Here is a 13,087-nt window from a genome sequence, read left to right on the forward strand (position 1 = left end):
GTTCTCACGGTTGGAATATTTCTTACTGGTAAGAATGGAGAAAATCCAATGCGCGTGACGAGCAAGGGCCAGGTGACTATTCCGCGTGACCTGCGGGAGACGTTCGGCATCGATGCAAACAGCGAAGTCATCTTCGGCATCGAAGGCGGCAAGATCACGATCACGCCCCGGCACGACAGAGGACGGCAGGCGGATCGCGAAAGACTCAATCGGTTTCTCGCGGCGCTTGACCGCCTGGAGGGTAGCGGGGACCAGACGATGAATGCTGACGACGTCATGGCCTTGACACGGGATCGCTGATCTTGGCGACGCTTGTCGATACCAATGTGCTTATCGATGTCGCCGTTCGCGACCCTGTCTGGTTGACATGGTCGCGGCCGAAAATAGAAGCTGCACGCAGGCAAGGTAGTCTGGTCATCAACCAGATCATCTATGCTGAGTTTTCGATGCGCTACGACGCAATCGATGAAGTCGACGACGTGTTGCCCGAGGATGAGTACCGGCGCGAAGGTTTGCCGTTCGAAGCTGCCTTCGCGGCGTCGAGGGCATTCTTGGTCTATCGTCGGCAAGGAGGTCCACGGGAAAAGATCATGCCCGATTTTTTGATCGGGGCGCACGCCGTCATTCGGGGCTATCCCATCCTGACGCGCGATCCGGCGGGCTTTAGAAAATACTTTCCTGACGTCGAGCTTATCGCGCCTGACACTCATCCTTAAGAAAGCTCTCGGACATGATCGGCAAGCTGAAGGGCACGCTGGATGAGATCGACGAGGATTCCTGCATCGTGGACGTGCACGGCGTCGGCTATGTCGCCCATTGCTCGGCTCGCACACTGGCATCGCTGCCGTCGCCCGGCGAGGCGGTGGTGCTGTTCATCGAGACCTATGTGCGCGAGGACATGATCCGGCTATACGGCTTTCAGACCCCGCTCGAGCGCGAGTGGTTCCGCCTTTTGATGAACAATGTGCAGGGCGTCGGCGCCAAGGTGGCGCTGGCGGTGCTGTCGACGCTGGCGCCGCCCGACCTCGCCAATGCGATCGCGTTGCGCGACATCGCCATGGTTTCCCGCGCACCGGGCGTCGGCAAGAAGGTGGCCGAGCGCATCGTCACCGAATTGCGCAGCAAGGCGCCGGCCTATGCGGGCGCCGCCACCGGCACGATCGGCCTCAAGCAGGAGCTTGGCGAAGGCGTGGCGGCAGCACCCATCACCGACGCGGTCTCGGCGCTGGTCAATCTCGGCTATTCGCGCGACATCGCGGCCAATGCGGTGGCCGCGGCCCTAAAGTCGGCCGGCGACGGGGCGGATGCCTCGAAGCTGATCCGTTTCGGCCTGAAGGAGCTGGCGCGGTGAGGTGCCGCTTGTCCCGGTCCTTGCCGTATGCAAGGAAGGCCGCATGAGCCTTTCGCCCCGTCTCATTGCCCCCGACAAGCGCGGCGAGGATGCCGACCAGAGCTTGCGGCCGCAATCGCTTGACGAGTTCGTCGGCCAAGCTGCGGCGCGTGCCAATCTCAAGGTCTTCGTCGATGCCGCCAAGAGCCGCGGCGAGGCGCTCGACCATGTGCTGTTCGTCGGCCCGCCGGGGCTCGGCAAGACGACGCTGGCGCAGATCATGGCGCGTGAGCTCGGCGTCAATTTCCGCTCGACGTCGGGGCCGGTCATCGCCAAGGCCGGCGACCTTGCGGCGCTGCTCACCAATCTCGAGGAGCGCGACGTGCTCTTCATCGACGAAATCCACCGGCTCAATCCGGCGGTGGAAGAAATCCTCTACCCGGCGATGGAGGATTTCCAGCTTGATCTCATCATCGGCGAGGGGCCGGCGGCGCGCTCGGTCAAGATCGATCTCGCCCGCTTCACGCTGGTTGCGGCGACAACCCGGCTCGGACTTTTGACGAATCCTCTGCGCGACCGTTTCGGCATCCCGGTCAGGCTCAATTTCTACACGGTCGAGGAACTGGAGCAGATCGTGCGCCGCGGCGCCCGCATCCTCTCGATGCCGCTCGGCGACGACGGCGCGCTGGAGATCGCGCGCCGCGCCCGCGGCACACCGCGCATCGCTGGACGCCTGTTGCGCCGGGTGCGCGACTTCGCCTCCGTCGCCGGGAACGGCCATGTCGACAAACGCATCGCCGACGAGGCGCTGACCAGGCTGGAAGTCGACGGGCTCGGCCTCGACGCGCTCGACCGCCGGTATCTCTCGATGATCGCCCGCAACTTCGGCGGCGGACCGGTCGGCATCGAGACGATCGCGGCTGGGCTGTCGGAACCGCGTGACGCCATCGAGGACATCATCGAGCCCTATCTCATCCAGCAGGGCTTCATCCAGCGCACACCGCGCGGCCGCATGCTGACCGCCAATGCCTGGCGGCATCTCGGCCTTGAAGCGCCAAAAGACCTGGCGCAACAGCAGATCGGCCTGTTCCAGGAAGAGTAACGGACATTTGTTCGTCGGACGCGCGAGGAACGGTTTGCCTGCGCAAAATCTCCCCGGCTCTGCCAAGCTGAAGGCACAATTGCAGCCTCTAAGGCAAGCTTGACGCATTCCCAGGGGTCGGGGCTGACCGATGATCACCAGACGTGGCTTTCTGCGCCTCATCGGCGGCTCGTTCCTGTCCATGATGTCGCTGAGCGCCTATGCGGTCGGCATCGAGCCGATGCTGCTCGCTCATGTGAAACGCTATTCTCTGACGCCGCCGCGCTGGCCTGCAGGCCTCAAGCTGCGCGTCGCTGCACTGGCCGACATTCATGCCTGCCACCCCTGGATGACGTCGGAGCGGATCGCCTCGCTCGTCGAGAGGACGAATGCCTTGCAGCCAGACCTGATCGTGCTGCTTGGCGACTATGTCGATGGAATGCGCCTCGTCACGGCCGAAGTGTCTGCACCGGAGTGGGCCGCCGCCCTGTCAGGGCTGAAGGCGCCGCTTGGCGTGCTCTCGATCCTCGGCAATCACGACTGGTGGCACGATCATGTGGCGCAACTGGCCATGGCAGGGCCTACGGCCGCGCGCAAGGCACTGGAGAGCGTCGGCATCCCGGTGCTGGAAAACGACGTGGTGCGGCTGGAGAAGGACGGGCATGGCTTCTGGATCGCCGGACTTGCGGACCAGCTGGCAATCCGGCCGAGCAAAGCCCTGGGCCGCCACGGCTTCAAGGGCCTGGACGACCTCGGCGGGACGCTTGCCAAGGTGCAAGGCGACGAGCCGATCATCCTGCTCGCGCATGAGCCCGACATCTTTCCGAAAGTGCCTTGGCGGGTTTCGCTGACGCTTTCCGGACACACGCATGGCGGACAGGTGCGGCTGTTCGGCTATTCGCCGGTCGTGCCGTCCGACTTCGGCAACCGCTACGCCTATGGCCATGTCGTCGAGAACGATCGCAACCTGATCGTCTCGGGCGGGCTTGGCTTCAGCATCATGCCGGTGCGTTTCGGCATGCCGCCAGAGATCCTGCAGATCGACCTCGGGTAGCTCCGGGTATCTTTTTCGCGCACGGAAAACCGCGCAGTTTTCCCGCAATTGCTCAGTGAAGCGACCTGATCGCGTCCATCACATTGGGTTCGGCCTTGGCGCCGTCGAAGGCGTCGACGATGCCGAAGGCACCGCCATAGCCCCATACCGACCAGGAAAAGCCGTGCGCCTCGGCGCGCGCGATCATGTCCTTGACATAGGCGGCGCGGTAGTCGGCGGGCATGACATAGGCATTGCCGTATTCCTGGCGGATCATGCCGAACTCGCCGAGCGTGATGTTTTGCGGCTTGATGCCGTTGGCCTTGGCCCAGCCCTCGGCGATATTGAAAGGCGCATCCATCAGGCCAACGAGCTTTTCTGGGCTGTCCATGCCGGCGACCTGCTGGTCGAGATAGGCAAGCATGCCGCCGCGGCGCGTCCACGGCGCCTCGGCCCTTATCCTGTCGCGGATCGTCTCCAGCGCCACATCGAGCCTGACGCGCGGCAGCGCGGTCAGCGGATACGGCAGGCCTGTGACATAGCGGATGAAGTCGCCGGCCCAGGTCGCGCCCTGATGCGTCAAAAGGAACGGATCGTAGGAATGGAAAGCCCAGATGATGTTGTCGTCGGGGATCGCCTTCGGATCGATCTTCGCCAGCGAGGCCGCGTTGGAGTAGCAGCCACCGGTGAGGATGAGCGTCAGCCTGGTGGCGGAGGAACGCGCCGCCGCGAACAATTTCTTCTGGCGGACCGGCCAGAGATTCGTGCCGTTCTCGTCGCAATCGACGATCGGCTCGTTCATCAGCTCGAAGGCAACCTGGCCCGGGTCTTCTCCCGACAACGTATGCGCCATCTTGCGCACGACCGCGACATAGGCGTCGAAGGTCGCTGGATTGTCCATCACCTCGCGCATGCCGATCTTGCGGTTGCCGCCGGCCGGGATCAGGTGCAGATCGACGATCACTTTCAGCCCGGCCCGGTTGATCATGCGCGCCGAGTCCAGCACGCTGGCGTAGAGGTCATCGCGCAGCGAAATCGTCTCGTCGGATAGGAAGGGTGAGGGATCGACCGGCATGCGAAGGAAATCGAAACCGGCATCCTTCAGCGCCTTAAGGTCATCCGCTTTCAGGAATTTCCGCCATTCGGGATAGGGAAGGATGGCGCTCGGGTCGTTCCACTTCTCCTCGCCGGTCCAGGTCGTCCACTGGTCGAGATTGAGGCCGCGCTTCATGGAGAATGTCGCCGCCTGGCACGGTAATATGGAGGCGCCAAGCGCCAGCAGCCCCGCCATCAAGGTCTTGATCATCGCGCCTAACAGTGCCATCCGGTTCCCGCGCCAAACACCTGCCTGTTCGGGCCTGAAAAGGAAAGCGCGATGGACGATCATGGTGAATCCGCAGCGCTCAGCGCCGGGCTTTCGGGGGCGCTGACGCAATCCGGCCATCGCCTGATGGCCCGCGTCTACTATGCCGACACCGATTTCTCCGGCGTCGTCTACCATGCGCGCTATCTCGAATTCCTCGAACGCGGGCGCTCGGATTATCTCAGGCTCGCCGGTGTCCATCACACCGAGCTTGCCGATGGCAAGCATGGCGAGCGCATCGTCTGGGTGGTGCGGCACATGGAGATCGACTTCCGTTCGCCGGCCCGCATGGACGACATCCTCACCATCGACACGCGCACCGAGGACATTTCGGGTGCCCGCATCTTCATGGCGCAGCAGTTGAAGCGTGGCGGCGAGGTGCTGGTCGAAGCAAAGGTCGAGGCGGCGATCATCGGCGAGAACGGCCGGCCGCGCAGATTTCCCAAGGAATGGATCGCGGCCTTCATGCCCCTGGCAAGCTGATATCCAGGTGAGGCCGGCCTGCGACCGGCGGCTTCCTGCGCTTCCGGTGCTCACGTACTTGAGTACGCTCCGCTCCGGCCTTCGCCGGCCGAAGCCCTCATAAGCGTCTTCGCCCTGTGAAGGCTACGGTCGGCGTAGGCCGGTTCTCGGAAGCCACCATTCTCGGCGCGGCCTGACCTGGATCTCAGCATGCCCTTGCCGACTGCGATCCAACCGAGGCGCGGCAATGCGCCGCGCTTCATATCCTAACCCATCCTTAACCATAACGGTTCATGAAGGAATTGGTGAAGATTGGCGCAATTCGTGTGCCTTCCTTTCACCAATATTTGCCCCGAAAAGGCCGCGAAACGGTGCATTCGGGGCTTGTCCCGCGAGCTTCAAGCTTCGCGCGATCGGACCAAAGGGATGCCCATGGGCCAGCCGCCAGCGATGCCCGGAAAAATCTTAAGGACGTAGTCATGGAAAACATCGCACTCGCCGACCCGGGCGCGCATTTGTCGATATGGGCCTTGTTCATGCAGGCCGGCTGGGTGGTCAAGCTGGTCATGATCGGCTTGCTCTGCGCCTCGATCTGGACCTGGGCGATCATCATCGACAAGCTCGTCGCCTATAGCCGCATGCGGATGGCGCTCAACCGCTTCGAGCAGGTGTTCTGGTCGGGACAGTCGCTCGAGGAGCTCTACCGCACGCTCGCCGACCGCAAGACCACGGGCATGGGCGCGATCTTCGTTGCCGCCATGCGCGAATGGAAGAAGAGCTTCGAGAAGGGCGCCAAATCGGCGCTGGCATTGCAGACCCGCATCGACAAAGCGATGGATCTCGCGCTGACCCGCGAGATGGAAAGGCTGGAGGGCCGGCTCGGCTTCCTCGCCACCACGGGTTCGGCCGCGCCCTTCATCGGCCTGTTCGGCACCGTCATCGGCATCATGACCTCCTTCCAGGCGATCGCCGCCTCGAAGAACACCAGCCTGTCGGTCGTGGCGCCCGGCATCGCGGAAGCGCTGCTGGCGACGGCGATCGGCCTGCTCGCAGCCATTCCGGCCGTCATCGCCTACAACAAGCTGTCATCGGATGCGAACAAGCTCGCCGTGCGCATGGAAGGGTTTGCGGATGAGTTCTCCGCCATACTCTCGCGCCAAATCGATGAAAAAGTCGCGCAGAAGGCCTGAGGTACGATCATGGGTATGTCTGCTGCTAGCGCAGGTGGCATAGGGCGAGGCGGACGCGGCCACCGGCGGCGTGGCCGTCATCACGCGCTGATGTCGGAAATCAACGTCACGCCAATGGTCGACGTGATGCTGGTGCTGCTGATCATCTTCATGGTCGCGGCGCCGCTGCTTACCGTCGGCGTGCCGGTCGATCTGCCGGAAACAAAAGCCAAGGCGATGAATGCCGACACGCAGCCGATCCAAGTCTCGATCGACGCCGCCGGCAAGATTCACCTGCAGGAGACCGAAATCCCACAGGAAGAGCTGGTCGCCAAGCTGCAGGCGATTTCCAAGACCGGCTACGACGAGCGCATCTTCATCCGCGGTGACAAAGCGACAAACTACGGCACCGCGCTGAAGGTGATGGGCCTCATCCAGGCCGCTGGCTACAAGAATATCGGCCTGATCTCCCTGCAGGAACAGGATCAGTAGTCGCCAAATGCGGACCGGCCTCACCTCATCGGTCATTTTGCATGCGGTGGCTCTGGCCTTCGGGCTGTTCACGCTGTCCTCGCCGCCCGCCATGCCGGCTTCCGACGTGGAGTCGGTGGCGGTCGACATCGTGCCGACGGAAGCGATCGCGCAGACGCAGCAGGGCGACAAGAAAGCGGTCATGCATGACAAGCCGGCGCCGCTGCCGACCAAGCGCCCGGATATCGTCCCCGACGCCCAGAAGGTCGGCGAGAACAGCGTCGACACCGACAAGCCGGTGACGGACGAGGCCAAGCCGAAGCCGGTCGAGAAGACATCCGCGCCGCCGCCGGCGCCGACGCCGACCGAGAAGCCAGCCGTCGAGGACGTGCCGAAGCCGCAGGAAAAGCCGAAGCCGACGCCGGCGACGGAAGTCGCGCCGACGCCGACACCTAAGGAAGAGGTCAAGCCCGAGCCGGTCAAGCAGACGGATCCCAAGCCGGCGCCCGCCAAGGAGCCGACGCCAACGCCGCCGAAAGAGACAACCGCCGCCATCCAGAAGGAAGAGGTCAAGCCGGACGCCGTCGCCGAGGCGATCGCCAAGGAGCAGCCGACCGAGGAGGCAAAGCTTCCGGACTCGGCACCCGCCCCTGCAGCGCGGCCGAAGCCGCAGCCCGCTCCCGCCGAGAGCGCCAAGGCGCCGGAACGCAAGGACGCTGAAAAGCCGGTGACGGAAGCTTCCTCGAAGCCGAAGTCGGACGATAAGCAGTTCAACGCCGATGAGATTTCAGCACTTCTGGACAAGCAGAAGCCGTCCGGCGGCGGCGCCAAGCGCTCGACGCAGCAGTCGTCGCTCGGCGGCGAGAAGGATCAGGGCCAGAAGCTGTCCAAGTCGGAGCAAGGCGCGCTCGAAGCTCAGCTCGGCGGCTGCTGGACCTTGCCCGTAGGACTGGAAGGTTCGGAGAACTTCGTCGTCGTGGTCCGGTTCAATCTCGATACCAATGGTAAGCTCGACGGCCGCCCGGCGGTCGAGCAGTCGAGCGGCAACCGGCAGTTCGACGAAAGCGCCGTGCGCGCGGTTCAAAAATGCGACGTGGCCGGCCTGCAGGTTCCCGCCGGCAAGCAGGATATTTGGAACGACATCCGGGTCACCTTCGACCCAAGGGAGATGCTTGGCCTATAGGCCTTGCGTCTGAACCATCAAAGAAGAGAAGCGAGAAGACATGAGATCTTTCCTCAAGCCGCTCCTGACGATTGCAGCCATGGCGCTGGGCATGACGATCGCCGCCAGCTTGCCGGCGTGGGCGCTCGTCGAGCTCAACGTCAACAAGGGCAATGTCGAGCCGCTGCCGATCGCCATCACTGACTTCCAGTCCAATGGTGAGCTCGGCGCTCAGATCACGGAGATCGTCACGGCCGACCTCAAGCGCTCCGGCCTGTTCGCGCCCATCGACAAGAGCGCCTTCATCGAGAAGATCTCCGGCCCGGACGCCACGCCGCGCTTCGACGACTGGAAGGTGATCAATGCGCAGGCGCTGGTCACCGGCAGCGTCGGCAAGGAAGCCGACGGCCGCATCCGCGCCCAGTACCGACTATGGGACACCTTTGCCGGCCAGCAGATGGCCGGGGAGCAGTTCTTCGCCAATGACGCCAATACCAGGCGCGTCGCCCATATCATCGCCGACGCGATCTACGAGCGGCTGACCGGCGAGAAGGGTTATTTCGATACGCGCGTCGTCTTCGTCGACGAATCCGGCGCCAAGAATGCGCGCAAGAAGCGTCTCGCCATCATGGACCAGGACGGCGCCAACGTCCGCTACCTGTCGGACGGCCGCTCGATCGTGCTGACGCCGCGCTTCTCGCCGAACCGGCAGGAAATCACCTACATGTCCTATGAGAGCGGACAGCCCAAGGTCTATCTGCTGCAGATCGAGACCGGACAGCGCGAGCTGGTCGGCAACTTCCCGGGCATGACGTTCGCGCCGCGCTTCTCGCCCGATGGTCAGAAGGTGATCATGAGCCTGCTGCGCGATGACGGCAATTCCAACATCTTCGCCATGGATCTGAGAAGCCGCTCGACCACGCGGCTCACCGACTCGACCGCGATCGACACGTCGCCCTCCTATTCGCCCGACGGCTCGCAGATCGTCTTCACCTCCGACCGCGGCGGCGGCAGCGGCCGCTCGCAGATCTACGTCATGGGCGCGGACGGCTCCAATCCGCACCGCATCTCGTTCGGCGACGGCGTCTATTCCACGCCGGTGTGGTCGCCGCGCGGCGATCTCATCGCCTTCACCAAGCAGTCGGGCGGCGAGTTCCAGATCGGCGTCATGAAGACCGATGGTTCGGGCGAGCGCATCCTTTCCTCCGGCTTCCAGCAGGAGGGGCCGACCTGGGCGCCGAACGGCCGCGTGCTGATGTTCTTCCGCGACTCCGCCGGCGGGCCGAAGCTGGTCACGGTCGATCTGACGGGCCGCAACGAGCAGCAGATCCCGACGTCGAACTTCGCCTCGGATCCGGCCTGGTCGCCGCTGCTGGAGTAGGTAGAGGAACTGAAGAAGTGAGGAACTGAGGAAAAGACGGGTTCCTTGTCGCTTCAGCTCCCTCTTTTCCACCCCTCGTCGCGTTTTAGCCGCATTTCCGCCTACGGTCCCCGCGCATTGTGAGCCCAGCGAAATCGGCCGAGGACGGCGGCTCGAAACGAAAAATTAACCGTGTTTCTTGAATGCCGGTTAACCCAAACGTGGTTACTGGGTGATCAACGAAATCACTCGAATGCGAAGGAGAGGCGGCATGGGCCGTATCGCAGCACTTACCAGAAATCCGGCGATGATCGCGCTGGTGGCGGCTCTGGCCATCACCGGCTGCGCCTCGAAGAAAACGCCGAACAGCGCGGCTGATCTCGGCCTGAACGGCGCCGGCTCCGCCACGCCGGGCTCGGCGCAGGACTTCACCGTCAACATAGGCGACCGCATCTTCTTCGACACCGACTCCTCGTCGATCCGCGCCGACGCGCAGACCACGCTCTCGCGCCAGGCGCAGTGGCTCAACCAGTACAGGCAGTATGCCATCGTCATCGAAGGCCATGCCGACGAGCGCGGCACGCGCGAATACAATCTGGCGCTGGGCGCCCGCCGCGCCGCCGCCACCCGCGACTTCCTGGTTTCGAAGGGCGTCGCGGCCAACCGCCTGAAGACGATCTCCTACGGCAAGGAACGCCCGGTCGCGGTCTGCGACGATATCTCGTGCTGGTCGCAGAACCGCCGCGCCGTCACCACGCTCTCGGGCGCCGGTTCCTGACGCGCCGCGCCGAAAATCGATATCGATTTTCGGACACGATCATAAGCGCCACAGCTTCCTTTGCGCGTCTGACGACGCGCGGCGCTGCGGGCGGCAAAAATACAACATCGCGGAACGAAAGGGCGGTCTCCGGGCCGCCTTTTTCATATGCGACAGCTTGAAACAAAATTTGGCCGAAGTCTCGCGTCCTGCTAAGAGCGCGAGGGCGCTTTCTCCCCCTCCGATTTGGAAAGGCGCATCGGGCCAACAGATTTCACGGCGAGAGACATAATGCATTTCAGAACGGTCCTGAGCGGCACGCTTGCGCTGCTGCTCGTATCAAGCATCGCAGGCGTCGCCGCCCCGGCGGACAGCGGGCAATCCTCGGACAGCGGGTTCACGTTCCATCTGCCGACGCTCGGCATTTTCGGCGACAAGAAGAAGTCCGAGCAGGCGCAAGTCGCCCAGCAGGACGGCGCCGGCATGACCGGTCTGGAGGATCAAATCCGGCAGATGAACGGCAAGCTCGAGGAGCTCAATTTCCAGATCCTGCAAATGCAGGAGCAGATGCGCAAGCAGCAGGAGGACAACGAGTTCCGCTTCCAGCAGCTCGAAGGCGGCTCGCAGGGCGCGAAGCCAACCGGCCAGAAGAAGTCGGAGGCCCCGCCGCAGGACGGCAGCAACGGCAACACGAACATGGGGGATGCTGGCGCCGGCGAGAGCGGCGCCGACACCAACGTCGCCACAGCTCCGGCGACGCAAGCTCCGGCCGGCACGGCTGCGCAGGACGGCGGCGGCAAGAGCGTCGGCGACGTCATCGTCGAGTCTCAGACCGGCGAGCCGGGCAAGTTGATCACCGGCGCGCCGCCGAAAACCTTCGGCACCATTACCGTCGACAAGAACGGCAATGTCGTCAACGCCGATCCCGCCCCGCAGGCGGGCTCGCAAACGGAAGCTCCCGCAGCTACGGCAAATGCGCCTGCCGCCGAGACCGGCGCCAAAAGCGGCAAGAATAAGTCCGGCGGCACGGTCATGGCCTCGCTGCCCTCGACCAACGATCCGGACGAGCTCTACCGCAACTCCTACCAGTTCATCCTGTCGGGCGACTATCCCACCGCCGAGCAGGGTTTCCGCGACCATATCTCGCGCTTCCCCAAGGACACCAAGGCGGCGGACGCGCATTACTGGCTGGGCGAATCCCTGCTCGGCCAGCAGAAATATCGCGACGCGGCGGAGGTTTTCCTGGCCGCCAGCAAGGATTATCCGAAGGCCAAGAAGGCGCCCGACATGCTGCTCAAGCTCGGCGTATCGCTGGTTGGCCTCAAGCAGAACGACGTGGCCTGCGCCACTTTCAACGAGATCGGCAAGCGCTACCCGGATGTTTCCGGCACGTTGAAGGAACGCATCAAGCAGGAAAAGGCGCTGGCGTCGTGCTAGCTTGCATGTCGTTGTCCCAGAACCGGGCCCGCTTTTGGACGACGTGCAGTGATGTTCGATACCGAGACTGACCTTTCGGATCGCCTTTTCCAAGATTTCGACTTCTCCCACGGCGCCGTTGCGGCCGTGTCCGGCGGCAGCGACTCGACCGCCCTTCTCATACTCCTCAAGCGCCACCTCGACCGAACCCTGCCCGCGGCAAGGCTGCTTGCGGTAACAATCGATCATGACCTCAGACCAAGCTCGGCAGCTGAAGCGCAGGCCGTGGCTCGGCTCTGCGCCGAGCACGGCATCGCGCATCGCACGCTCGTCTGGTCCGGCCGCAAGCCGTCGACGGGCTTGCCGGCCGCCGCGCGCGAGGCGCGCTATCGGCTGCTGGCCGAGGCGGCCGAAGCGGAAGGCATCCGCGCGGTGGTGACCGGCCATACCGCCGATGATCAGGCCGAGACAGTGCTGATGCGGCAAGCTCGTGAAGCGGAGGCCCGCGACGAGGATCCACGCGACGGCCGCGGTCTCGCCGGCATGGCACCCGCGACGCTCTACGATTGGCGGGTATGGATCGCCCGGCCCCTGCTCGGCACGCGCCGCGCGGCATTGCGCGAGATGCTGAAGCGGCGCGGCATCGGCTGGACCGAGGATCCGACCAATGTCGACCGGCGCTTCGAGCGGCCGCGCCTGCGCATCTCGCTCACGGGCGGGGACGGAGAAGCGCGCTTCATGGAAGCAATCGCGAAGGCCGGACAGGCGGCCGCCGAGCGCGAGAGCCTCGGCCGGCGCGCGGCGGCGCTGATCGGTGCCTTCGCTAGCCAGCCGGCCTCGGGGCTCGTCCGCCTCGATGGCGATTTCGTCAATGGTGAAGACAGCGAAGCCGCCGTCTATGCATTTCGCATCCTGCTCGCCACGGTCGGGGGCGTCCCGTTCCTCGTCGACGAGGCGCGTTGCCGAGCGTTGTTCGTGCGTCTGCGGTCCGGGACGCTTTGCGCCACATTGTCGCGGACGGTGGTCGAAGCGCGCCGCGCCGGCATCTTCCTTCACCGCGAGGGCCGCAATCTGCCCGCGGTTCCGGCGGAGGAGCAGGTCCTTTGGGACGGTCGGCGCAGGATCACATTGAGCGACAGGCCGAGCGGGTTGGTGATCGCGCCAGCAGGCCCCGCCGCCGCTAAACGATTTACCGCGAAAGGCGACGTTCCGGCGAGCTTGCTGCGCAAGGCGCTGGCCGCTGAACCCGCGCTGTGGCAGGGCGGCGAACGCCTTGATTTCGCTGGCCGTGATGCCGCGCCGCCGGCGACGGCAATCGTTCCTGCGGTGTCGCCTTTCGCCCGCTTCCTGCCGTCCTTCGATCTCCGGCCCGCTGCCGCCGTCGCCGCGCTGATCGGCGCGCCGCCGTTGCCGCCGTCGCCTTTTAGCGGCCATGATCGCGACGGAGCATGGGCGAAAGCTTAACCGAGGCGCGCTGTTATGC

Annotated in this window: 14 protein-coding genes; 13 read left to right on the forward strand and 1 reads right to left on the reverse strand. The window is 64.3% G+C overall.

The features are described from left to right. Window positions 1–48 precede the first annotated feature (48 nt). The 5 genes from CK220_RS02115 (at window position 49) to CK220_RS02135 (ending at window position 3,465) form a co-directional block, all read left to right on the forward strand. Window positions 49–300 (forward strand): AbrB/MazE/SpoVT family DNA-binding domain-containing protein, encoded by a 252-nt coding sequence (locus tag CK220_RS02115; protein ID WP_059190009.1) that lies wholly within the window; start codon window positions 49–51, stop codon window positions 298–300. A gap of 2 nt (window positions 301–302) precedes the next feature. Beyond that, on the forward strand, window positions 303–716 hold the full coding sequence (locus CK220_RS02120) for a type II toxin-antitoxin system VapC family toxin (RefSeq protein ID WP_095809952.1): 414 nt from the start codon (window positions 303–305) through the stop codon (window positions 714–716). A 14-nt stretch (window positions 717–730) separates the two neighbouring features. Then, on the forward strand, window positions 731–1,351 hold the full coding sequence (ruvA, locus tag CK220_RS02125) for a Holliday junction branch migration protein RuvA (protein WP_095809953.1): 621 nt from the start codon (window positions 731–733) through the stop codon (window positions 1,349–1,351). 43 nt (window positions 1,352–1,394) lie between these two features. Then, window positions 1,395–2,432 carry a Holliday junction branch migration DNA helicase RuvB gene (ruvB, locus tag CK220_RS02130; protein WP_095810263.1) on the forward strand — a complete coding sequence of 346 codons (1,038 nt, stop codon included), beginning with the start codon at window positions 1,395–1,397 and terminating at the stop codon, window positions 2,430–2,432. 130 nt (window positions 2,433–2,562) lie between these two features. Then, window positions 2,563–3,465, forward strand: coding sequence for a metallophosphoesterase (locus CK220_RS02135; protein ID WP_095809954.1), 903 nt, complete (start codon window positions 2,563–2,565; stop codon window positions 3,463–3,465). Between the two features lie 52 nt (window positions 3,466–3,517). Here CK220_RS02135 and CK220_RS02140 read toward each other — a convergent pair whose 3' ends face one another. After that, a complete protein-coding gene (locus CK220_RS02140; protein ID WP_095809955.1) occupies window positions 3,518–4,768 on the reverse strand; it encodes a cellulase family glycosylhydrolase in 1,251 nt (416 codons plus the stop codon). A gap of 51 nt (window positions 4,769–4,819) precedes the next feature. On the opposite strand from CK220_RS02140, the gene ybgC reads away from it, so the two are divergent. The 8 genes from ybgC (at window position 4,820) to tilS (ending at window position 13,068) form a co-directional block, all read left to right on the forward strand. Next, window positions 4,820–5,290, forward strand: a complete 471-nt coding sequence (ybgC, locus tag CK220_RS02145; protein ID WP_095809956.1) for a tol-pal system-associated acyl-CoA thioesterase — start codon at window positions 4,820–4,822, stop codon at window positions 5,288–5,290. 458 nt (window positions 5,291–5,748) lie between these two features. After that, window positions 5,749–6,459 carry a protein TolQ gene (gene tolQ, locus CK220_RS02150; RefSeq protein WP_067001789.1) on the forward strand — a complete coding sequence of 237 codons (711 nt, stop codon included), beginning with the start codon at window positions 5,749–5,751 and terminating at the stop codon, window positions 6,457–6,459. A 9-nt stretch (window positions 6,460–6,468) separates the two neighbouring features. Next, window positions 6,469–6,930 carry a protein TolR gene (tolR, locus tag CK220_RS02155; protein WP_176478966.1) on the forward strand — a complete coding sequence of 154 codons (462 nt, stop codon included), beginning with the start codon at window positions 6,469–6,471 and terminating at the stop codon, window positions 6,928–6,930. Window positions 6,931–6,937: 7 nt separating this feature from the next. Beyond that, window positions 6,938–8,092, forward strand: a complete 1,155-nt coding sequence (locus CK220_RS02160) for a TonB family protein (protein WP_095809957.1) — start codon at window positions 6,938–6,940, stop codon at window positions 8,090–8,092. A 40-nt stretch (window positions 8,093–8,132) separates the two neighbouring features. Then, entirely contained in the window at window positions 8,133–9,452 is a 1,320-nt protein-coding gene (tolB, locus tag CK220_RS02165) for a Tol-Pal system beta propeller repeat protein TolB (protein ID WP_095809958.1), read from the forward strand. 250 nt (window positions 9,453–9,702) lie between these two features. After that, window positions 9,703–10,209 carry a peptidoglycan-associated lipoprotein Pal gene (gene pal, locus CK220_RS02170; RefSeq protein WP_067001802.1) on the forward strand — a complete coding sequence of 169 codons (507 nt, stop codon included), beginning with the start codon at window positions 9,703–9,705 and terminating at the stop codon, window positions 10,207–10,209. Between the two features lie 270 nt (window positions 10,210–10,479). Continuing rightward, complete coding sequence (ybgF, locus tag CK220_RS02175; protein WP_095809959.1) at window positions 10,480–11,625, forward strand: tol-pal system protein YbgF; 1,146 nt, start codon at window positions 10,480–10,482, stop codon at window positions 11,623–11,625. 51 nt (window positions 11,626–11,676) lie between these two features. Further along, window positions 11,677–13,068: a tRNA lysidine(34) synthetase TilS gene (gene tilS, locus CK220_RS02180; protein WP_095809960.1), complete on the forward strand. Its 1,392-nt coding sequence runs from the start codon at window positions 11,677–11,679 to the stop codon at window positions 13,066–13,068. Window positions 13,069–13,087 lie beyond the last annotated feature (19 nt).

Origin of the sequence: Mesorhizobium sp. WSM3860, from assembly GCF_002294995.1 — a bacterium.
GTDB lineage: Bacteria > Pseudomonadota > Alphaproteobacteria > Rhizobiales > Rhizobiaceae > Mesorhizobium.